The 20,548-nt window shown below is 72.6% G+C and carries 17 protein-coding genes; 5 read left to right on the top strand and 12 right to left on the bottom strand.

Annotated features, from left to right (window positions below; genetic code table 11):
• Nucleotides 1–61 precede the first annotated feature (61 nt).
• The 5 genes from AB0G79_RS16320 to AB0G79_RS16300 all read right to left on the bottom strand — a co-directional run bounded on the left by AB0G79_RS16320 (nt 62) and on the right by AB0G79_RS16300 (nt 8,563).
• On the bottom strand, nt 62–1,276 hold the full coding sequence (locus AB0G79_RS16320; protein ID WP_360806737.1) for an amidohydrolase: 1,215 nt from the start codon (nt 1,274–1,276) through the stop codon (nt 62–64).
• Between the two features lie 168 nt (nt 1,277–1,444).
• On the bottom strand, nt 1,445–4,282 hold the full coding sequence (locus tag AB0G79_RS16315; protein WP_360806734.1) for a SpoIIE family protein phosphatase: 2,838 nt from the start codon (nt 4,280–4,282) through the stop codon (nt 1,445–1,447).
• Nucleotides 4,279–6,390, bottom strand: a complete 2,112-nt coding sequence (locus AB0G79_RS16310; protein WP_360806731.1) for a SpoIIE family protein phosphatase — start codon at nt 6,388–6,390, stop codon at nt 4,279–4,281. Before AB0G79_RS16310 ends, AB0G79_RS16315 begins: the two co-directional genes overlap by 4 nt.
• A gap of 110 nt (nt 6,391–6,500) precedes the next feature.
• Nucleotides 6,501–6,917 carry a hypothetical protein gene (locus AB0G79_RS16305; protein ID WP_360806728.1) on the bottom strand — a complete coding sequence of 139 codons (417 nt, stop codon included), beginning with the start codon at nt 6,915–6,917 and terminating at the stop codon, nt 6,501–6,503.
• Nucleotides 6,918–7,114: 197 nt separating this feature from the next.
• A complete protein-coding gene (locus tag AB0G79_RS16300; RefSeq protein WP_360806725.1) occupies nt 7,115–8,563 on the bottom strand; it encodes a penicillin-binding transpeptidase domain-containing protein in 1,449 nt (482 codons plus the stop codon).
• 105 nt (nt 8,564–8,668) lie between these two features.
• Here AB0G79_RS16300 and AB0G79_RS16295 point away from each other — a divergent pair, with 105 nt between their 5' ends.
• On the top strand, nt 8,669–9,094 hold the full coding sequence (locus tag AB0G79_RS16295; RefSeq protein WP_360806722.1) for a hypothetical protein: 426 nt from the start codon (nt 8,669–8,671) through the stop codon (nt 9,092–9,094).
• A 75-nt stretch (nt 9,095–9,169) separates the two neighbouring features.
• On the opposite strand, the gene AB0G79_RS16290 is transcribed toward AB0G79_RS16295, so the two are convergent.
• Genes AB0G79_RS16290 through AB0G79_RS16280 form a run of 3 tightly spaced genes read right to left on the bottom strand, consistent with a single transcriptional unit; the run spans nt 9,170 to nt 12,005 of the window.
• Complete coding sequence (locus AB0G79_RS16290) at nt 9,170–9,784, bottom strand: response regulator transcription factor (protein WP_360807063.1); 615 nt, start codon at nt 9,782–9,784, stop codon at nt 9,170–9,172.
• A gap of 47 nt (nt 9,785–9,831) precedes the next feature.
• Nucleotides 9,832–11,079, bottom strand: coding sequence for a histidine kinase (locus AB0G79_RS16285; protein ID WP_360806719.1), 1,248 nt, complete (start codon nt 11,077–11,079; stop codon nt 9,832–9,834).
• Nucleotides 11,076–12,005 carry a hypothetical protein gene (locus AB0G79_RS16280; protein WP_360806716.1) on the bottom strand — a complete coding sequence of 310 codons (930 nt, stop codon included), beginning with the start codon at nt 12,003–12,005 and terminating at the stop codon, nt 11,076–11,078. Before AB0G79_RS16280 ends, AB0G79_RS16285 begins: the two co-directional genes overlap by 4 nt.
• 240 nt (nt 12,006–12,245) lie before the next feature.
• On the opposite strand from AB0G79_RS16280, the gene AB0G79_RS16275 reads away from it, so the two are divergent.
• Nucleotides 12,246–12,743 carry a cupin domain-containing protein gene (locus tag AB0G79_RS16275; protein ID WP_360806713.1) on the top strand — a complete coding sequence of 166 codons (498 nt, stop codon included), beginning with the start codon at nt 12,246–12,248 and terminating at the stop codon, nt 12,741–12,743.
• A 14-nt stretch (nt 12,744–12,757) separates the two neighbouring features.
• Here AB0G79_RS16275 and AB0G79_RS16270 read toward each other — a convergent pair whose 3' ends face one another.
• A complete protein-coding gene (locus AB0G79_RS16270; RefSeq protein ID WP_360806710.1) occupies nt 12,758–13,534 on the bottom strand; it encodes an IclR family transcriptional regulator in 777 nt (258 codons plus the stop codon).
• A 104-nt stretch (nt 13,535–13,638) separates the two neighbouring features.
• Here AB0G79_RS16270 and AB0G79_RS16265 point away from each other — a divergent pair, with 104 nt between their 5' ends.
• Both AB0G79_RS16265 and AB0G79_RS16260 read left to right on the top strand, forming a co-directional pair.
• Nucleotides 13,639–15,147 carry an aldehyde dehydrogenase (NADP(+)) gene (locus tag AB0G79_RS16265; protein WP_360806707.1) on the top strand — a complete coding sequence of 503 codons (1,509 nt, stop codon included), beginning with the start codon at nt 13,639–13,641 and terminating at the stop codon, nt 15,145–15,147.
• Between the two features lie 60 nt (nt 15,148–15,207).
• Nucleotides 15,208–15,618, top strand: coding sequence for a GNAT family N-acetyltransferase (locus AB0G79_RS16260; RefSeq protein ID WP_360806704.1), 411 nt, complete (start codon nt 15,208–15,210; stop codon nt 15,616–15,618).
• A gap of 212 nt (nt 15,619–15,830) precedes the next feature.
• Here the strand turns inward: AB0G79_RS16260 and AB0G79_RS16255 are convergent, their stop codons facing one another.
• Together AB0G79_RS16255 and AB0G79_RS16250 are read right to left on the bottom strand one after the other, a co-directional pair.
• Complete coding sequence (locus tag AB0G79_RS16255; protein WP_360806701.1) at nt 15,831–16,664, bottom strand: protein kinase; 834 nt, start codon at nt 16,662–16,664, stop codon at nt 15,831–15,833.
• Nucleotides 16,665–16,745: 81 nt separating this feature from the next.
• On the bottom strand, nt 16,746–17,189 hold the full coding sequence (locus AB0G79_RS16250) for a hypothetical protein (RefSeq protein WP_360806698.1): 444 nt from the start codon (nt 17,187–17,189) through the stop codon (nt 16,746–16,748).
• A 997-nt stretch (nt 17,190–18,186) separates the two neighbouring features.
• On the opposite strand from AB0G79_RS16250, the gene AB0G79_RS16245 reads away from it, so the two are divergent.
• Nucleotides 18,187–19,533, top strand: coding sequence for a tetratricopeptide repeat protein (locus AB0G79_RS16245; protein WP_360806695.1), 1,347 nt, complete (start codon nt 18,187–18,189; stop codon nt 19,531–19,533).
• A gap of 66 nt (nt 19,534–19,599) precedes the next feature.
• Here AB0G79_RS16245 and AB0G79_RS16240 read toward each other — a convergent pair whose 3' ends face one another.
• A complete protein-coding gene (locus tag AB0G79_RS16240) occupies nt 19,600–20,526 on the bottom strand; it encodes a major capsid protein (RefSeq protein ID WP_360806692.1) in 927 nt (308 codons plus the stop codon).
• Nucleotides 20,527–20,548 lie beyond the last annotated feature (22 nt).

Raw genomic sequence — 20,548 nt, 5'->3', positions numbered from 1 at the left:
GTGCCGACGTGTGGGGGTGGAGGACACCCGATCTTCGCAGACCCGGCTCCCGGCCCGCCGCTCAGACCAGGCGGCCGTCCACGGCCACCACCCGGCCCGCCCGCACCACGAGCTCGACGCCCGGCTGGTCGACGACCGCCTGCGGCACGCACTCGCCGTCGAGGAGCATGAAGTCGGCGGGGGAGCCGGGGCGGAGCTCCGCCCTCGGCAGGCCGAGGAGCTCCGCGCCGCCGTCGGCCGCGAGCCGGAAGCAGGCCTCCAGCTCCTCGTCGAGGCGGGCGTCGAGCGCCCAGGCGGCGAGCCAGGCCCGGTGCAGCATGTCCGCGTTGCCGAACGGGCTCCAGCTGTCCCTGACGCCGTCCGAACCGAGCCCGACCGTCACCCCGCGCTCGGCCAGGCGCCGGAACGGCAGGATCGTCGTCCCCGACAGGGCGACCGTGGTGAGCGAGACCCCGGCCTCCGCGAGCAGGTCGGCCGTCTCGTCGAGCTCGCGCCCGGAGAGCTGGGCGACCGCGAAGGCGTGCCCGACGTTCACCTTGCCCCGGAGGCCGAGCGCGCGGGTCCTGGCCGCGATGTCCCGCAGCGGCCCGAGGCCCGTCTCGCCCCGGTCGTGGAGGTGGATGTCGAGGCCGAGGCCGTGCTTCTCGGCGAGGGTGAAGACCGTGCCCAGCTGGTCGCCGTCCCCGCAGCCCTCCGCGTCGTAGCCGGCCGGGTCGATCCCGCCGATGTGGGAGACGAGCCCGCTCGCGGCGGCCTCCGCCAGGAGCTCGGCGACGCCCGGCTCCCGGACCACCCCGTGCTGCGGGAACGCGACCAGCTCGACGTCGACGATCCCGGCCAGCTTCCGGGCCGCCTCGGCGACGCCCTCGACGCCGGAGAGGCCGAACGCCGGTGCCACGTCCGCGTGGGCGCGCATCGCGCGCGTGCCCCGGGCCGCCGCGTGCGACATCAGCCGCAGCGCCCGCTCGCCCACCGGGGTGGGCAGCGCGCGGGCGAGCTCGACGTCCCCGGCGACGTACTCCGCGATGCCCCGCGCGGGCCGCCTGGTGTGCCAGGGCTCGCCCCAGGACGTCTTGTCGGGGTGGATGTGGGCGTCGACCAGGGTCGGCAGCGCGAGCCGCCCGCCCCCGTCGACCCGCTCGACGACGGCGTCCGCCGGGACCTCGGAGACGTCGGCGACCAGGACCCCGTCGACGGCGACCAGGTCGCGGGCCGGGCCCCCGAAGGGCCGGACGTCGTGGAACACGGTCGCGGTACGGGGCGGGGGCGTGGTCACGGGGGCTCCTCGGTCCGGGGACTGCTGGTATACCACCCTGGTATACCAGACGGCGGGATCCTGGGACCCGGGCCGGCTCGGCCGAGCTCCTGCCCTGCCCTGCCCTGCCCGGCTCCGGCCCGGCTTTGCCCTGGCCCGGTAGTGGCCCGCCCCCACCCGCCCCGCTCCTCACCAGGCCAGGTCCTCCAGCGCGTCCAGGTCCGGCATCCCCGCCCCCTCCGGCTCCGCGTCCTCCCCGCCGCCGCCGTCCACCCGCAGTTCCGCCCAGATCGTCTTGCCGCGCCGGCCGTACCGCGTGCCCCAGCGCTCCGCGTACCGCGCCACCAGGTACAGCCCGCGCCCGCCCTCGTCCGTCGCCGCCGCGTGCCGCAGGTGCGGGGAGGTGCTGCTGCCGTCCGAGACCTCGCAGATCAGCGTCGCCCGGTCGTGGAGCAGCCGTACCCGCACCGGATCCGCCCCGTACCGCACCGCGTTCGTGATCAGCTCGCTCAGGACGAGCTCCGCCGTGAACGCCAGCCCCTCGAGCCCCCAGTCCGACAGCTTCGCCGCCGCCGCGTTCCGTACCGGCGAGACCGCCGACGGGTCCCGCTCGACGTCCCACTCCGCGATCCGCTCCCGGTCGAGCATCCGGGTCCGCGCCACGAGGAGCGCGATGTCGTCGCGCGGCGAGGACGACAGCAGCGTCGCGAGGACGTCCGCACAGGTCTGCTCGGGCGTACGGTCCGGGCGCGCCAGCGTCGACCGCAGCAGCGCGAGACCCGTGTCCAGGTCCCGGCCCCGGTCCTCCAGGAGCCCGTCCGTGAAGAGCACCAGCTTGCTCCCCTCCGGCAGCCACAGCTCCGTCGTCTCGAACGGCATGTCCCCGAGCCCGAGCCCCAGCGGCAGCCCCGGCGCCAGCTCCGGGAACTCCACCCGCCCCTCCGGGTCCACGAACGCCGGCCCCGGATGCCCCGCGCTCGCCACCTCGCACCGCCCGGACGCCGGGTCGTAGATCGCGTACAGGCAGGTCGCCCCCGTGATGCCCGCGTCCGGCCGCCGCCCGTCGCCCGCCGTGTCCTCCCCGTCGGCCGCGTCCTGCGGGCCGCCCGTCTCCGCGTCGTCGATCCGGCCCGTCAGCTCGTCGAGGTGGCCGAGGAGCTCGTCCGGCGGGACGTCGAGCGTCGAGAAGTTGTGCACCGCCGTCCGCAGCCGCCCCATCGTGGCCGCCGCGTGCAGCCCGTGCCCCACCACGTCCCCGACCACCAGGGCCACCCGCGCGCCCGGCAGCGGGATCACGTCGAACCAGTCACCGCCCACCCCCTCCTTCGCCGGGAGGTAGCGGTAGGCCACGTCCACCGCGCTCCGGTCCGGCAGCACCCGGGGCAGCAGGCTCCGCTGGAGGGTCACCGCCATCGCGTGCTCGCGGGTGAACCGGCGGGCGTTGTCGATCGCCACCGCCGCCCGCGCCGCCAGCTCCTCCGCGAACGACATGTCCTCCTCGCCGAAGGGCTCCGGGGTGTCCGCGCGCCAGAAGTTGGCCATCCCGAGGACCACCCCGCGCGCCATCAGCGGCACCGTGAGCAGCGAGTGCATCCCGTACGCGAGGGCCTGCGCCGCCCCTTCCGGGTCCTGGGCCCGCCAGGCCTCCGCCGTGGCCAGCTCCGTCTCCACCGAGTGCCCCGCCGCGAGGGCCGTCGCCATCGGCGCCCCCTCCACGTCGTACCGGACCGTGTCGCCGACCGGCTGGAGCGGCTGGTCGGGCCGCAGCCCGCTCAGCGCCGTCCGCCGCATCTCGGCCGCCGCCAGCGCCGACGCGGGGGGCTCCTCGCCGCGCAGCACCGGTTCCAGGAGCTCCACCGTCGTGAAGTCGGCGAAGCGCGGCACCGCCACCTCCGCGAGCTCCTCCGCCGTCCTGACGACCTCCAGGGTCGTGCCGATCCGCACCCCCGCCTCGTACAGGAGCTGGAGCCTGCCCCGGGCGACCGCCGCCCGGCCGGTCACGGCCGCCAGCTCCGTCGTGTCCCGCATCGTCATGACGCTGCCCGTGCCGATCCCGTCCGGGATCGTCGGCCGGACGCTCACCGCGATCAGCCGGTCGCCCGCCCGGTGGACCTCGTCGGTGGCCACCCGGCCCGAGACGAGGAGCTCGACCGTACGGGGGTCGAGACCGAGCTCCGACACGTGCCGCCGCTCCGTCTCCGCCTCCGCCGACAGGCCGAGCAGCCGGCGGGCCTCGTCGTTGGCGAGCAGCAGCCGGCGGTCGGGGCCCAGGATGAGCACGCCCTCCCGGACGGCGTGCAGGACCGCCTCGTGGTGCTCCTTCATCCGGGTCATCTCGGTCGGGCCGAGGCCGTGGGTCTGCCGCCGCAGCCGGCGGCTCACCAGGCCCGCGCCGCCCACCGCGAGCGCGAGGGCGCCGGCCGCCGCGCCGGCGAGGAACGGCACCCGGCCCCGCAGCGCGTCCGAGATGCTCTGCACCTCGACGCCGCTGCTGACCATCCCGACGATCCTGCCCCCGTCGTCGACGACCGGGACCACGGCCCGGACCGCGTCGTTGGGCTCGCCCCGGAAGACCTCCGTGAAGGACTCCCCGTCCACCGTCGCCCGGGTCAGGTCCCCGGTCGCCGTCCGGCCGATCAGCTCCGGCTGCGAGTCGGTGTACCGGATGCCGGACGGGCCGAGGACCGCGACGAAGTCGACGCCCGTGGCGCGGCGGGTCTGCTCCGCCCGGTCCTGGAGCGCGGCCGTGGGGTCGGGCGAGGTCAGGGCGTCGTCGACGCCGGGGGCCTTCGCGAAGGCCTCGGCGACGGCGAGGGAACGGATGCGGGCGTCGCGTTCGGTGTCCCGCTGGGCCTGGTGGAAGATCACGAAGACGGCGGCGGCGATGACGAGCAGGGCGATGAGGGCCTCCAGGGCGAAGACCTGGCCGGCGACGCTGCGGAGGCCGGTGTGGCGGTCACCGGCGGGCGCTCCCGTGCCGTGAGCGCTGCCGCGTCGGCGGTCGCGGGGAGTCCGGCGGGGCGTCATCCCGTGCTCCTGCTCCGGGCGACGAGCAGCGCCACGTCGTCCTGTGCGCCCGGCCGCCGCAGGGACCGGAGCAGCAGGTCGCAGGTCTCCTCCAGGGACCCCCGCGCCCCGTCGAGGATCTCGACGAGCAGGGCGAGCCGGTCGTCGATCGCCTCGTCGCGGGTCTCGACGAGACCGTCCGTGTACAGGACGAGGACGTCACCGGGACGGAACGGGACACGGGCCGTGCGGAACGTGCCGCCGCCGGGGCGACCGCCGGGGGCGCCGCCGGGGACGCCGCCCACCCCGAGCGGGACCCCCGGGGAGACCGTCACCAGCTCGGCCGGGCCGTCCACCGGGATCCGCACGGGCGGCAGGTGCCCCGCGTTCGCGATCCGGCAGCGTCCCAAGCGCGGGTCGTGCACGGCGAAGAGGCAGGTCGCGATGGAGTGCTCCAGGCCCGCCGTGATCCGGTCCAGGTGGTGCAGGACCCGCGCGGGGGACAGGTCCAGGTCCGCGAACGCGCAGGTCGCCGTCCGCAGCCGGCCCATCGTCGCCGCCGCGTCGATCCCGCTGCCCATCACGTCCCCGACGACCAGCGCCGTCTTGTCCTCGGGCAGCGGGATCACGTCGTACCAGTCCCCGCCGACCTCGCTCGACGCCTGCGCCGGCTGGTAGCGGGCGGCCACCTCCAGGCCGGCGCGCGGCGGGGGCGTACCCGGCAGGAGACTGCGCTGGAGGGTCACGGCGGAGTTCCGCACGCTCTGGTACCAGCGGGCGTTGTCGATGCTCACGGCCGCGCGCGCCGCCAGCTCCGTCGCCAGCAGGACGTCGTCCCCGTCGAACGGCACCGGATTGCGGTCCCGCTTGAGGTCGAGCGCGCCGAGGACCTCGCCGCGGGCGATCAGCGGCACCGCGAGGTACGAGTGGACCCCGGCCCGCTCCAGGAGCTCCGCCGCCTCGGGGCTCCGCGCGATCCGGGGCAGGTCGCCGGGGCCGACGTGCCGCACCAGGACCGGCATCCCCGTGTGGACGCAGCGGGTCACGAGCCGGTCCGCCCCGTACATCGCCACCTCGCCCGGCGGATCGGCGGCCGGCAGCGCCTCCGTCGGCCCCGAGGCCTTCACCGCCAGCGCCCGGAACAGCTCCGGGCCGCCGCCCTCGCTGTCGCCGGGCCTGCGCAGGGCGAGGACGGAGTCCAGGACGTCGACGGCGGCGACGTCCGCGAGCTCCGGCACCACGACCCCGGCGAGCTCGTCGGCGGTCCGCTCCACCTCCAGGGTCGTGCCGACCCGCGCGGAGGCGTCCGCCACCAGCGCGAGGCGCCGCCGCGACCGGCCCGCCGCCGCGTCCGCGTCGTGCTGCTCGGTCACGTCGATCACCGAGACGGCGACCCCGAGGACCCGGCCCTCGGGGCCGTCGAGCCGGTAGAAGGAGAGCGACCAGGCCCGCTCGTGGTCCGGGTCCGACGGGGTCCGGCCGGTGGTCTGGTGGTCCAGCAGCGGCGTGCCCGTGGCGAGGACGGCCCGCAGCGCGGTCTCCAGGGCCTCGGCGTCGACCAGCGGCAGCATGTCGCCGATGCGGCGGCCGAGGTGGAGCGCGGCGGGGATGCCGTTGATCCGCTCCAGGGCCGGGTTCACGAGGACGTACCGGAGCTCCGGGTCGAGGACCGCGAGGCCGATGGGGGACTGCGAGACGAGCCGGTCGGAGAGGGCGAGACCGGTCTCGACGCGCTCGACGACGGAACGGTCGGCGGCGATGCCGAGCGCGTACAGGCCGCCCAGGTCGTCGGTGAGCCGCATGTTGCGGAACTCCACGTCGCGGGTCGTGCCGTCCTTGTGCCGTACGGGGAAGGTGCCCGCCCACGTCGTGCCGCCGTGCAGCACCTCGCCGAAGAGGCGCATGGCCTCCTCGCGGTGCTCCGGGCCGACGATCAGGCGGGCGACGTAGCGACCGAGGGCCTCGTCGGCGCGGTAGCCGAAGAGGGCTTCCGCCTGGGGGCTCCAGAGGACGACGCGGCCGCGGGCGTCGATGACGACGGCGGCGACGCCGAGCATGTCGAGGAGGCCGGTGCCGTCGAAGGGCACGCCCGCGTGCCCCGCCGTATCCGGGAAGGAACCGGCCGTCACCCTGCCCTCCTCCCGCAGCGCACGCGCGCCTGCTTCCATGCTCCCCGGGGAGGGGCGGGGGCGCATCGTGAGAGGGCCGGGGGAGGGGTCCCGGGGATCGGGAACCTGCCCTAACTCCGGGCGGCGGTCCGCTTCTCGTACCTCAGGGCCAGACCGGTCGCCAGGGCCCCGAACCCCTCCCACAGGCCCACGCCGAGGAAGCCGGCCGGGGCGCGCCCGGTGACGACGGCGAGGGTGAAGACCGCGCAGGTCAGGAGCCGGAAGGGGACCGTCCACCGGAAGAACGGCTTCCAGTCGGCGAGCGCGGCGAGGACGTAGTACACGCCCATGTTCAGCGCGGCCATCGACGAGGCCGTGAGGAAGACGAGGGTGTGGTCGCCGTCCGCGCGCCGGTCCGCCGGCATGGGCTCGAAGCCCATGACCGTGAGGAGGGCGTCGGGGACGACCAGTCCCACCACCCCGAGCGCGCCTGCGAGCACGCCGAAGACGGCCATCGTCCAGCCGGACAGGGAACGGGGCAGGCGCACGGCGGTCCTCACAGGAGCGGACGGAAACGACAGGGAAACGACCAGGACGGGGGCACGCCCCGCGATTCGCGTACGCGTGCGAATCGCGGGGCGTGCCCCTGCATATCGTGTGAGGGGCCCCTACGGCCAATCGCCCTCACCCACCGGTCACTTCACGGCGCCCCACTTCACGTCGCCGCACCTCACGTCGCCCCACCTCACTTCAGCGCCGCCTTCATCATCTTCTGCGCCACCGGCGCCGCGAGACCGTTGCCGCTGACCTCCGAGCGCGCCGCGCCCGAGTCCTCGATCATCACCGCGACCGCGACCTGCTTCCCGGTCGACGGGTCCTTGGCGTACGAGGTGAACCAGGCGTACGGCGTCTTGCTGTTGTTCTCGCCGTGCTGCGCCGTACCCGTCTTTCCGCCGACCTCGGCCCCGGACACCGCCGCGTTGCTGCCGGTGCCCTTCTCCACGACCGTCCGCATGGCGCTGCGCAGCTGCTCCGCCGTCGCGGAGGAGACGATCCGGGTGGTGTCCCCGTCCTTGTACGACTGAAGCGCGTCGCCGTCCGAGTCGACGACCTCCGAGACCATGTGCGGGGCCGCGAGGAGGCCGTCGTTGGCGATGGCCGACGAGACCATGGCCATCTGCAGCGGGGTCGCGGTCACGTCGAACTGGCCGATGCCGGTGAGCGCGGTCTGCGCCTTGTCCATGCCGGACGGGTAGACGCTCGCGTACGCGCGGACCGGGACGTCGAGCTCGTCGTCGTTGAAGCCGAACTTCTCCGCCATCGCCTTCACCTTGTCCTGCCCCAGGTCGACCGCCATCTTGGCGAAGACGTTGTTGCAGGAGTACTGGAGCGCGGTCCGGATCGTCGCGTTCTCGCAGGGCGCGGAAGGGTTCTCGTTCTTGAGGACGGTCCGCGTGTTCGGCAGCGTGTACGGGTTCGGGCTGTCCGTCGCCGTGTCCACGTTCCCGTACAGGCCGTCCTCCAGGGCCGCCGCCGCGACGACCAGCTTGAAGGTGGAGCCGGGCGGCAGCGGCTGGCGCAGGGCCCGGTTGACCATCGGCTTGTCCTCGTCGGCGTTGAGTTCCTTCCACGCCGCGCCGTCGTTCGTCCCGGAGATCGCCGACGGGTCGTACGAGGGGGTCGACACCATGGCGAGGATCCGCCCGGTCGACGGGTCGACCGCCACGGCGGCGCCCTTCTTGCTGCCGAGTGCCTCGTAGGCGGCCTTCTGCACGGCCGGGTCGATCGTCGTGACGACCGTCCCCGGCCTCTGCTGCTCCCGCGTGACCGCGTCCACGGGGTTCTTCAGCCGGTCGTCGGTGCCGTCGAGGACGTCGTCGTAGATGCCCTCCAGCTGCGTGGCGCCGTAGGCCTGCGAGCTGTACCCGGTGACCGCCGAGTAGAGCGCGCCGTCCGTGTAGGTCCGCTTGTACGCGAGATCGGATCCCTCCGTCTTCTTCGAGCCGGTGACCGGCGAACCGGCCACGACGATGTCACCGAGCGGCTGCGCGTACTGCGCGATCGTCTTCCGCCGGTTCTTCGAGTCGTCCGCGAGCGCCTTGCCTTCGTACGCCTGCACCCAGGTGGCCCGCCCGAGGAGGGCGAGCACGAGGACGAGGACGAAGACCGACGTGTGCCTGATCGTCTTGTTCATCGCACTAAGGGGGACGAACGGACCGGCGGCGGACGTTCCGGATGTGTTCGGTTTCTCAGGGAACCTTCATGTCGGGACCGTCGGACCGGCCCGTACAGTGCGGCCATGATCGAGGACGCGGTGCCCGAGGCGTACAGGACGAGCGGGGAGGCCGCCGTGTGGGCGGTGCTCGTCGAGGAGGAGAGCCAGGTGCTGGGGGACTCCCGGTGGGTGCTCGCCCGTCGGCACGAGGTCGACCGGGGCGGGCGGGCCGCCGCCGAGGCGCTGGCGCGGAAGCTGGCGATGGAGCACGTGCCCCGTGCGATCGGGGACCTCTCCGGCGCGACCGCCGGGCGCCGGGTCTTCAGGGTCTCCGACGGGTCCTGGCTCGTCGACGTGCGGGGCGGCGGTTACGACCCCGGGGCGCACTGCCGGATCACGGTCGCCGAACAGGTCCACGTCCAGCCGTACGTCCCGGCCCCGCCGAAGGCCGCCGCCACGCCGCCCGCCAGGCCGCCGGCCGGGCCCCGGCGCCTGTTCGGACGGGGCTGAGGACCGGGCGGAGGGGCGGGCTGACGGCCTGGCGGAGGACCGGGCTGGGGACCGGCGTCACGTGACCGTCTCCGCTCAGCCCGCCCGCACGAAACCCGACTCGTACGCCACGATGACCGCCTGCGTCCGGTCGCGGGCGCCCAGCTTCGCGAGGACCGCCGCCACGTGGGTCTTCACCGTCGCCGGGCCCACACCCATCCGGGTCGCGATCTCGGCGTTCGTGAGGCCCGTCGCCACGTTCCGCAGCACCTCCGCCTCCCGCTCCGTCAGGCGCGCCGCCCACGGCGGGGGCGCCGGGGAGCGGCGGGCGTGTTCGGCGGCCAGGGCGCGCACCGCCGCCGGATAGAGGAGGGAGTCGCTGCGGGCGACCAGCCGGACCGCGCCGACCAGTTCCTCCGGCGCCGCCCGCTTCAGCAGGAACCCCGCCGCGCCCGCGCGCAGCGCCTCGTACACGTACGCGTCGTTCTCGAAGGTCGTGACCACGACGATCCGGGGCGGCTCCGGCATCGAGCGGAGGATCTGCTCGGTCGCCCGGATCCCGTCGATCTCCGGCATCCGCACGTCCATCAGGACGACGTCCGGCCGTTCCGCCCGCACCACCGACACGGCCTCGGCGCCGGTCGCCGCCTCGCCGACGACCTCCAGGTCCGGTTCCGCGTCGAGGATGACCCGCAGGGCCGTCCTGACCATCCGCTCGTCGTCGACCAGGACGACCCGTATCGCCGGGGGCGCCGCGCTCACCGGGGGATCCTCGCCGCGAGCCGCCACACGCCGTCCGCCGGGCCCGCCTCGGCGGTGCCGCCGAGCAGCCGGGCCCGCTCGGCGACCCCGAGCAGGCCGCGCCCGCCGTCCGGTCGCGCGACCGGGGGCCGCTCGGGCAGGGGGTTCTCCATGACGATCTCCAACTCCTCGGTACGGGCGGTCAGTCGTACGGTCACGGGCGCGCCGCCCGCGTGCCGGGCCGCGTTCGTCAGGCCTTCCTGGACGATCCGGTACGCCTCGCGGGACACCGTCTCCGGTACGGAGTCCAGCGCGCCGGTCACGGTCAGCGCGACGCGCGGCCCCGCGCCCCGCGCCAGGGCGTCCAGGTTGTCGAGCCCCGGTCCCACGCCCATCGCCTCGCCGGTCTCCTCGCCCCGCCGCAGCAGGCCGAGCGCCCGGTCGAGCTCCCCGACCGTCCGCCGGGTCGTCTCCTCGATGGCGGTCAGCGCCTCCTGGACGAACTCCAGGTCGGCCGCGTCCCCCGCCGCCAGGACCCGGCGCGCCGCGCCCGCCTGGAGGGTGACCGCGCTCAGCGCGTGTCCCACCGAGTCGTGCAGTTCGCGGGCGAGCCGGTTCCGGGCCTCCGCCTCCGCCGCCCGCCGCTCGGCCGCCGCGAGCCGGTCCGCCGGGCCCGGCCCGAGCAGCCGGGGCGCCTCCCGGGCGAGCAGCGCCCCGACGGCGGCGGCGCCCGCCGCGAGCGCGAGCAGCATCAGGAGCGCCGCCGGGATCGCCGCCCACAGCCACCAGGGCCGGTCGAGCCCCCAGAACCGGCCGAGCTCCGACCTCCGCAGCGCCGACGAGAACGGCAGCGCGAGGACCGAGAGGGCGAACGGCGGCAGCGCGAGCGTCGCCCCGCTGACCAGCGCCCCCGCGCCCAGGTGCAGCGTGAACCAGCCGGCCGTCCTGGCCCTGGCGTCGCGCCCCCGGGCGGGCCCGTCCGCGAAGCCGTCCGCCGGCACCCCGCACAGCGCCCGCGCCGCCGCCACCGACATCGGCCGGGCCAGCGGGAAGAGGGCGGTGACGGCGGCGAGCGGCAGCCCGACGGCGTACGCCCCGAACTGCCCCGCGAGGTCCCCCGAGAACATGCCGGGGGTGTCGAGGAACGCCCCCACGACCAGCGAGCCGACCATCCAGTACGGCATGAACAGGGCGCCGCCCAGGATCAGGTGCAGCCAGCGCCGTCTGGCCCGCTGCCCGAAGAGCGCGCCCGTCCACCGCCTCACGCCTCGGCGCTCCGCCGCCGCAGGAAGACGGCCAGGCAGGCGGCGAGCAGGAACCCCGTGATCATCTGCCCAGCGTAGGACAGTCGTGCGAGGGCCGTGATCGTGTCGACGGCCTCGCCCGCCGGCTGGAACGAGACGAGCGTCAGGTACGCGCCCCAGCAGCCGACCGCGCCGGTGGACACCCAGGCCGCGGCGAGGACGGGCCGCACGTCGAGCCGGGCGGGCCGCCGCCGGACGAGGAGGAGGGTGGAGACGGCCGCGGCGAAGAGGAAGGCGAGGCGGAGGGCTTCCACGATCGCCTGGTCGACATCGCCCGCCTCCGCGAGCCGGCCCGCCTGGAGCACCGCCGTGACGGCCGCGAGCGCCGTGCCGGCCAGGGCCGCCGCCCGCACGCCGGGCCCCGGGACCCGCGCGGACACCTCGCCGAGCCGCCCGCGCCAGACCCGGCCCCAGCGGTCCCGCGCGTAGAGGAGGAAGAGGACGCCGAGGGCGAGGCCCTGCAGGATGAAGCCGCCGTAGACGACGCCGAAGACCCACGGGTCGAGGTAGGAATCGCTCGGGTCGGCCGCCGGGGCGTCGGCGGTGAGGAGGCCGGCGAGGAGCTGCGCCGGGAAGCCGGTGGCGATCGGGGCGAGGAGCCCGGTCGCCGCCCACGTCGGCAGGACGAGCAGCGGGTCGGGTATCCGCGGCCCCCGCTCCCGCGTGAGGAGCACGGCGAGGGCGATGACGGCGGCGTCGGCGAGCAGGGTGAGCGTGTTGGCGACGGCCATCAGCACGGGGTGGTCGAGCAGCGGGCTCCCGGCCGGGATGCCGAGCTCGCCGCCCGCGATCCAGACGGCCTTGAGCACGATGTACGGGAGGCAGGCGCCGATCGCGAGGACGCGCAGCGCCCGGCGGACGGCGGGGAGGGAGGAGGTCGGTGTCATGGCTCCACGCTCCCGTGCGGCCCGGGTGCGCCACGTCCTGCCGGACGGCGAACCGCCTCCGCCGCGCGGGGGAGAGGCCCGCCCCGGAGGGACTACACCAGGCCTCGGAGGGACGCCACCAGGCCCCGGAGGGACGCCACCGGGCCCCGGAGGGGCGCCACCAGGGCACACGATTGACCGGAGAAAGCGGCCACTGATTGCCCCCGTCGCCCGGGTCAATGGCGCCCTAGGGTGGTGTTCATGAACGATAACACGACCTTCGCCCCGCTCCTGACCCGCGCCGCCACCGCCGAGACCACCGCCGACCCCAGCAGCGTGATGACCCTCCTCGCCGACTCCGGCACCACCGGCGGGCAGCTCACGAGCTACCGGTCCTCGTTCGCGAAGGGCGCGGTCGGTGCCCCGGCGCACTTCCACACCAAGGCCTCCGAGATGTTCTTCGTCCTCGGCGGCTCCCTCCAGGTGCTCGTCGGCGAGGAGCTGACCGTCCTGCGGCAGGGCGACTTCCTCCTCGTCCCGCCGCACACCCCGCACGCCTTCGCGGCGGCGCCCGGCGCCGAGGCCGACGTCCTCTTCGTCTTCACCCCGGGCATGGCCCGCTTCGACTACCTGCGGCTGCTCGGCCGGGTCATGCGCGGCGAGGCGGACTTCGAGGAGATCAAGGCGTCCTCGGAGCGGTACGACAACCACTACGTGGACAGCCCGGTCTGGCAGGCGGCGCTGGCCGAGCGCGGCTGACCCGCTCCCGGGGCTCAGAGGCGGCGCGTCGCCAGCGAGAGCCGGTCCCGTGCGTCGAACAGCGCTTCCTTGACGGTCTGCTCGTGGGCCGGGGTGAGCCGCGCCACCGGCACCGAGCAGCTGAGCGCGTCCCGCGCCGGCGTCCGGTACGGCAGGGCGACCGCGAAGCAGCGCAGCCCGAGGGTGTTCTCCTCGCGGTCCACCGCGTAGCCCCGCTCGCGGATCGCGCGCAGCTCCCCGATGAGCTCCTCGCGGTCCGTGACCGTGTGCTCGGTCATCGCCGGCAGCGCCTCCGGGAGCAGGGCCCGTACCTGCTCGTCGGAGTGGGTGGCGAGCAGCGCCTTGCCCAGGGCCGTCGAGTGCGCGGGCAGCCGCCGTCCCACCCGGGCGAACGGCCGCAGGTGGTGAGTGGACTGACGGGTCGACAGGTAGACCACGTTGGTGCCGTCGAGCCGCGCGAGGTGGACGGTCTCGGCGGTGTCGTCGGAGAGCCGGTCGAGCGCCGGCCGCGCCGCCGCCACGACCTCGTCGCCGTCGATGTACGAGGTCCCCACCAGCAGCGCCCGCACCCCGATCCCGTACCGCGTGCCCGTCGCGTCCGTCTCCACCCAGCCGAGCTCGACCAGGGTGCGCAGCAGCATGTACAGGCTGGACTTGGGGTAGCCGACGGCCTCCTGGACGGCGGCGAGCGAGTGCATCCCGGGGCTCCCGGCGAAGTACTCCAGCAACTCCACGGTCCGCACCGCGGACTTGACCTGCGCTCCGCCCGCGTCGGCGTTCGTCGTGGCCATGCGTCCCCCCAGCCCTTGTGGAGACCGTCCGGTCGTCCATAGAGTCGCCCGTAGATCGTTCACCTACGGGAACGGCGTTCAGAATAGCGAACAGGGGTGCGGCGATGGCGGCAGAACCAGTGTGGAGTGTGGACCCGCGGACGGGGAAGCCGCGCGAACAGGTCGCGGTGGAGGCCACGGCCGACGAGGTCGACCTCGCCGTACGGGCCGCCCACGCGGTCCGCGGCAGCCTCGCCGACCGGACCGCCCGCGCCGCCTTCCTCCGTACCGCCGCCGACCTCCTCGACGAGGCCCGCGAGCACGTCATCGAGGCGGCCGACGCCGAGAGCGCCCTCGGGCCCGTCCGCCTCACCGGCGAACTCGCCCGCACCACGGCCCAGTTGCGGGCCTTCGCCGACGTCGTCGACGAGGGCGCCTTCCTCGACATCCGGATCGACCTCCCCGACCCGGCCGCCACCCCGCCCCGGTCCGACATGCGCCGCTGGAAGATCCCGCTCGGCGTCGTCGCCGTCTACACCGCCAGCAACTTCCCGCTCGCCTTCTCCGTCCCCGGCGGCGACACCGCGAGCGCCCTCGCGGCCGGCTGCCCCGTCGTCGTCAAGGCCCACCCGGACCACCCGGCGACCTCCGAGCTCTGCGCCTCCCTGCTGCGCCGGGCCGCCGTCAAGGCCGGCCTGCCCGAGGACGTCGTCGTCCTCGTCCACGGCTTCGACGCGGGCGTCGAGCTCATCCGCCACCCGCTGGTCGCGGCCGCCGGCTTCACCGGCTCGGTACGCGGCGGGCGGGCGCTCTTCGACGCCGCCAACGCCCGTCCCGTCCCCATCCCCTTCCACGGCGAGCTCGGCTCCCTCAACCCGGTGGTGCTCACCCCCGCCGCCGTCGCCCAGCGGGCCGAGGAGATCGGTGCCGGCCTCGCGGGGTCCATGACCCTCGGCGCGGGCCAGTTCTGCACCAAGCCCGGCTTCGTCCTCGCACCCGAGGGCGAGGACGGCGACCGCTTCCTCGCCGCGCTCACCGCCGGGGTCAGCGAGACCGAACCCGCCGTCATGCTCGACCACCGCATGCGGGACGCGTTCGTCGCCGGGGTCGCCGAGCGCGCCGCGCTCGACGGCGTCCACAGCCCCGTCACGCCCGGCGCGGGCGGCGCGCACACGGTCAGCGCCGGTGTCCTCGCCGTCGCCGCCGACCGGATCGCCTCCGGTGACCACCACCTCCTCCTGGAGGAGTGCTTCGGCCCCGTCACCGTCGTCGCCCGCTACGGCTCCCGCGCGGAGATCAGCGAGGTCCTCTCCCGGCTCCCCGGCAACCTCACCGCCACGCTCCACATCGCCGACGGGGACGCCGCGGACGCCGACGAGGACGCGGCCCCGCTCCTCGCCGAGCTGACCCCGCTCGCCGGACGGGTCCTCGTCAACGGCTGGCCCACCGGCGTCGCCGTCGCACCCGCCCAGCACCACGGCGGCCCCTACCCGGCCGCCACCTCCACCAGCACCTCGGTCGGCGCCACCGCCATCGAGCGCTGGCTGCGGCCCTTCACGTACCAGTCGACCCCGCAGCACCTGCTCCCGCCGGAGCTGCGCGACGGGAACCCGCTGGGCCTGCCGCGCCGCTGAGACCCGGCACGCCCCGGTCATGACGGGTGCCGGCCGTGATGACCAGGGCATGATCAGGACATGATCAGAATCGCGACCCTCGCCGACCTCGACGCCGTCACCGCACTCCACGCCGGGGACTCCCGTGCCGACTGGGCGGAGGCCGTCGAGCGAGGGGGCGCGCTCTGTGCCTGGCTGGGCGACGAGATCGTCGGCGCCGCCGCCTACGAGGAACACGGCGACGCCGTCGTCCTCACCCGGTTCCGCGTGAGCCCCGCCCACCGGCGCAAGGGCATGGGCCGGCAGCTCCACACGGGCTGCGTCGACGTCTGGCGCGCCGACCAGTTCACCCACGCCACCGTCGAGGTCCCCGCGGGGGACGCGTGCGCCCTCGCCTTCTGCGCGGTCCAGGACTGGGTCCCCGCCCCCGGCGCGCCCCGCTCCGGCGACCGCCTCGTGCTCCGGCTCACACTGACCTCCGAACCGGAATGAACCGGCCGCACGGGCGTGTTTTCGCCGGGGAACACCCCACCGGCAACCCTCGGAGAGAAGTCACATGCGCGTCGAGATCTGGAGCGACATCGCCTGCGCGTGAACCAACGGAACCACAGGTTACCGCGCGGGCGTTGACCTGCGGAGACGAACGCACGAAAGCCCCGCCCACGCGGCCCGGTGGCTACCGCTTGGACGGGGCGTAGAGGGTCCTACAGGGCGGCGCTCAAGGTCTCGCAGACTTCGGCGCTCGTCGGCCGGTCAGCGGGCGAGGGGCTGAGCATGCAGGGGATGAGCAGCCCCAGCACCCCCGGTACATTCACCGGCCTGTGAGGGCCCACCGCGATGGCTTGCCGCTGGACTTCGCGGGGCGCATCGTCTGGGTAGGCGACGTGGCGCCTCCCTGTCGCGCTGATGAACAGCGTCGCTCCCAGGGCGTACACGTCGGCCTCCCGCGTCGGCGTGGCCGTACCCGTCTCCAGGACGCTCGCCGAAATCTCCGGCGCCTCGTAGTGGACGAGACATCCCCGATAGGGGAAATCGTAGTCACGCGGAACCCTGCCACCCTGAGCGAGGGCGAGATCAATGAGAAAGGTCCCGGATGAACGCCCCATGATGAAGTGCGCGGGCTGAACGTCCCCGTGGACCCAACCCCCTTCGTGCAAGGCAGCGAGGGCGACGGCACACGACAGTGCTTCGCCGAGATCTGGTGCGGGTGCGTCCGAATCGGTTCGGTGCGGCTCCCACAGTTCGTAAAGGCTGTTGCCCGCCCGCCAAGGTTGGGCACTCCACGTGCCGCGATCCCATTCCCCACTGAGGATGCGTTCCTCGGTGAGCTGCCGGAGAATTGCAGCCTCCCGAGCAGGCGCAAGCGCAGTCCACGCGTGGGTCTTGGTGGGATAACCCACCTTCACCGCGTACGGGCCAAGATCCGTTTTGATCTCCCAGACGGTGGACCCGCGTCTGTTGAGAACGAGCCGCTTGTTCCCAGGATTCAGGAGCAATAGCGCGCCCTCAGGCGGTTCGTACGGTCCTTCGGAACTCATGCGTTCACCTCCAATAGCGGAGCCGACCCCCGTACGCCGGGAGTCGGCTCCGCTCACTTCACGGCCGGAGAGTACCTGCGATCAGACGGCCCGGTAGTCGCGCCCGCAGTCAGAGTCGCACTGCGCGGCGTTCTCGCCGTTCACGGTCCACAGGTCGTCCATGACCACGAATCCGTTGGCCTTGATCGCGTGAGCCGTCGCCTGGACGTCCTCAAGGACCCGGCCCCCGCCGCCAGGGCGCGGGTTGTGCTCCAGGAAGCGGCCCGCGTACTTGTTGCAGAAGTCGCGGTAGTCGGCGGTGTGCAGGATGAACGCGTGAAGCGCGCCGTCCACGTCGTCGGACGGGACCATCTTCACCGTCGCCGTGCCGACCGTGGCGAGGAACGCGAGGGCCTGATCCGTGGCGCGCTCCGCCTTCGCCTGGTCGTAGCCGAAGTGGATCACGGTGAACTCAGCGATGCTGTCGAACAGCTCCGGGTCGACCAGCGCACGGCCGGTGCGAAGGTCATTGGCGATAGCCGTCATGGCTGTTTCCTCCTGTTGGGTGTGGAGTACTGCACTTGAAACCCGCCCGCTCTTGCGGTCTCTCGACGGACGGGAATGGTGCCCGCTCTCCTCCCGGACGGAAGACGGGGGAGCCTTCGTTGTGAGATCACGGGAGGAGAGCGGAGTTCAGAGGTTCGCGCCGTGAGCCGGCCTATGCGGCGAGCCCCGCACAGCGCGTCCGGTGGAGCCTTGCGAGGGCGTCAAGCTGACGCCGTTCCCGCTCGTTTGCGGGCCGCACGCGGGTCCAGGGGGCAACCCATTCGAAACCCGTGGGCCGGACAAGGCGAACGACGCCCCCCGGGTTGAATCCGGCGACGACGCCGACCATCTCGTGAGAGGACTCGTAGACTTTGAGCCCGACGAAAAGACCGGTGTTCCCGTACGGCTCGGCCTTGTGGTTCACCACGCCCGGGGTCCGTACTCCCGGCTGAGCCGATTCGCTTCGGCCACGCGGTCCGTAAGCGCGTCCGACTGCCGCGCCGGGGACATTTCTTCCGGGTCGGCTTCCCATTCCCTACCCCCATTCAGCGGGCGAAGCTGGTAGCGCGGGCCGACGTGGCCCATCACGCGCCCCACGCGGCCCGTTCTCGTGTCGTGGACGACTTCCCCCAGCTCCCACACGCGAGGGTGCTCACGTGCGCTCTCAGGAGTGCTCACGGGGCCCCTTCCGCTCCAGTCCGTCACGCACGCGAAGCAGTACGGGCCGCGTGGGCTCCGCGTAGCCGCTCCGGGGTACCCACTCCGGCGCGAGTCGCCAGAACCCGCCCGCCTGTATCAGGGCGGCCAACTCGTTTAGGTCTTCGGTCTCGCGGGCGGGCTTGTGATCCATGTCCGGGGTCCTTCGCTGTGGCGTCGTCCCATGCGGTGATCTCTGCTCGCACTAGGCAACCGCGCCACTACGCCCGGCGGTACCGTTGCAACAGGGGCAGGACTTAAGAGCTTTAAGCGGCTTCACAGCGCGGGGAGTTGAGGACTGGTGGGCAACCCGGAACCGAACGCAGGGCTTGAGCGGCTGTACCGGGAAACTGGGTGGACGCTGCGCCAGTTCGCACAGGAGATCAACCGCTTGGGGACGGAGCGCGGCACGCCCCTGCGATACCGAGAGCCATCGGTGCACCAGTGGCTCAAGGGCCACAGGCCGAAAGAGGACGTGCGGCCGTTGATCCTGGAAGCCCTCGCCCGCAAGCTGCGGCGCCCGGTAACCCACAGCGAGGCCGGGTTTCGCACGACTCCCACAGATCAGCAGCTCTCCCACCCCAGTACGGTGGAGGGGCTGTTAGATCTGGGGAGGCAAGACATGGACCCGTCCCGCCGAAGCATCCTCGGCGTCGGCCTCTTCTCCGTTGCGCTGACCATTCCCAACTGGCCGGACGTGGTCGGCAGGATGGAAGTCGTTCAGAGAGGCGACGTGCAGCGCATAGGGATGGCCGATGTTCAGACCGTTTCCGCGATGACTGAGCGAATCTCTGAGCTAGACGACCAGTTCGGAGGGCGCACCGCCCGGCCCATGGCTGCCGCATTTCTGGTGAACACGGCGGCCCCATATCTGAGGATGGAAGGCCCGGAATCCGTTCGCAAAGCGATGATGGGTGCGGTTTCGGATCTTTGTTATCTGACGGGCTACATGGCAGTGGATGAGGGACTGCATGGGCTTGCGCAGAAGTACTACCTGAAAGCCCTTGAACTCGCCGGAGCATCCGAGGATCACTTGACGTTCTGCACGACCCTTCGAGGCATGAGCGTTCAAGCAGTCGATTTGGGGCACGGCGAGCAAGCAATGCGTCTCGCCGACGCTGCGGCGGCTGCCTCGCCACAAGCGGGACCGCGAATGCGAGCCTTTCTTGCGGGGCAGCAAGCCCATGCGGCAGCGCAGACAGGGAATCGTGTCCAAGCGCAGCGCTATTTGCGTGAAGCCGAAGTTGCCATGGAAAAGGCGGAGTCGCAGTCAAAGGCTTTCGGCTCGTATGACCCGTCGTCGCTCTTGTACCACACGAGCCAAGTCCGCTACGAGCTAGGCGATATCGCGGGATCGATCGAAGCCATGGAACAGTCGGATCGGATTCGGCAGAGTGTCTATAGGCGTGCCAGGGTCCGACATCGCTGCACTCTCGCCGAAAGGCAGTTCGAATTGGGTCATCTTGAAGCTGCTTGCCAGACGTGGAACCTTGCGCTGGATGATTACCCCAGCCTTCAATCTGGACGGGCGGACGACCGCATTCGAACCATGCACAGCAGAATTCGTCCTTTCTTGAAGAACCACGCGGCTCGTGATCTATTCGAGCGGGCCCGTCTGGTGACCCCGGAAAGACTGCTTCCGCAGTAAAGTCGAAAACCCCGCACCCGCCTTCCAGCTTGGATGGCGAGTGCGGGGCTTTCCTGCATCGGCGTATCAGCCGTTCTGTACTCCGGTCATACGTGCGGCAGCCTTGCCACCGAACACGCCCACCCCGCAGTAGAACTCAACGCGGGTTCGGTAAGCGGGCTTTGACTTCATCTCGCCAAGGTCGTCGGCCTGGACTCCGCCGTTAGTGAGTCCGGTCACCGCCCGGTCTTCCTCATTATTTCCGAATCGGACAGCGTAGATTTCCGACCCGTTCACGGTGGGGGCGAGGATGTCAGCGCCGGTACGGTCCTGTCCGGCGTCCAGAATGGGAATGCCGTTCCAGCGCGTGACCTCCTTACGAGTCAGATCTTCCCGGATCTGCTCGACGCCACCGACCCTTCGAGCGGCCGCACGAATCTTCCCGATGACGAGTGAATTCGTGTAGATGGCCCCGTTGCTGCCGTCCAGGCCGGGCACGGAGTCCACCAGCGCTTCCAGCTTGTCGAAGAATGCATAGGTGTCGGTTGTGCCGTTTCCAACAACCGGCATGTTGGCAGGCAGTACCTGTGAGCCGGCGAGCCGCTTCCGCAGACCGTCGAAGGACTTCGGGTCCTTGGCCACGTCACCGTTGAAGAATGTGTCATTGAACGTGCGGGCAGCGGCCTTAACCTTTGCTCGCGTCTGCTGTGCCCGCACGTCTGCAATGTTCCGGGTGCGGGCAATGAATGTGTCTACGTCCGCGTCTCCGCCGAGGATAACCAGCGTTTCGAAGAGCTGATTCACAACGCCCGTCGATTCGCTGTACGCGCCGCCCACGGAACGGAACTCCACACCGGGAAGGGCGGATTCTTCGTTGTAGGCATATGCGTTCCCATCGATCGACAGGAAGGGGATGCGGTCAAGAACGCTGGACTCCTGCGCGAACGTCTCGATTACGGCACGCTCAAGCTGCGTAATCGAGAACTTTGCGGATTCAGTGAGAGTCAAGGACATGCGTGTGAACTCCTCTGCTTAA

The organism is Streptomyces sp. NPDC020807, assembly GCF_040641575.1.
Lineage (GTDB): Bacteria > Actinomycetota > Actinomycetes > Streptomycetales > Streptomycetaceae > Streptomyces.
Note: the sequence above shows the minus strand (reverse complement) of the source record. Positions and strands in the feature narration are given on the sequence as shown.

What these genes read in the sequence shown, in the direction of transcription:
- AB0G79_RS16240 (WP_360806692.1), bottom strand. Translation starts at nt 20,526, where the DNA reads ATGTCCTTGACTCTCACTGAATCCGCAAAGTTCTCGATTACGCAGCTT.
- AB0G79_RS16300 (WP_360806725.1), bottom strand. Translation starts at nt 8,563, where the DNA reads ATGAACAAGACGATCAGGCACACGTCGGTCTTCGTCCTCGTCCTCGTG.
- AB0G79_RS16255 (WP_360806701.1), bottom strand. Translation starts at nt 16,664, where the DNA reads ATGAGTTCCGAAGGACCGTACGAACCGCCTGAGGGCGCGCTATTGCTC.
- AB0G79_RS16275 (WP_360806713.1), top strand. Translation starts at nt 12,246, where the DNA reads ATGAACGATAACACGACCTTCGCCCCGCTCCTGACCCGCGCCGCCACC.
- AB0G79_RS16265 (WP_360806707.1), top strand. Translation starts at nt 13,639, where the DNA reads ATGGCGGCAGAACCAGTGTGGAGTGTGGACCCGCGGACGGGGAAGCCG.
- AB0G79_RS16250 (WP_360806698.1), bottom strand. Translation starts at nt 17,189, where the DNA reads ATGACGGCTATCGCCAATGACCTTCGCACCGGCCGTGCGCTGGTCGAC.
- AB0G79_RS16290 (WP_360807063.1), bottom strand. Translation starts at nt 9,784, where the DNA reads ATGGTCAGGACGGCCCTGCGGGTCATCCTCGACGCGGAACCGGACCTG.
- AB0G79_RS16295 (WP_360806722.1), top strand. Translation starts at nt 8,669, where the DNA reads ATGATCGAGGACGCGGTGCCCGAGGCGTACAGGACGAGCGGGGAGGCC.
- AB0G79_RS16270 (WP_360806710.1), bottom strand. Translation starts at nt 13,534, where the DNA reads ATGGCCACGACGAACGCCGACGCGGGCGGAGCGCAGGTCAAGTCCGCG.
- AB0G79_RS16315 (WP_360806734.1), bottom strand. Translation starts at nt 4,282, where the DNA reads ATGACGCCCCGCCGGACTCCCCGCGACCGCCGACGCGGCAGCGCTCAC.
- AB0G79_RS16280 (WP_360806716.1), bottom strand. Translation starts at nt 12,005, where the DNA reads ATGACACCGACCTCCTCCCTCCCCGCCGTCCGCCGGGCGCTGCGCGTC.
- AB0G79_RS16260 (WP_360806704.1), top strand. Translation starts at nt 15,208, where the DNA reads ATGATCAGAATCGCGACCCTCGCCGACCTCGACGCCGTCACCGCACTC.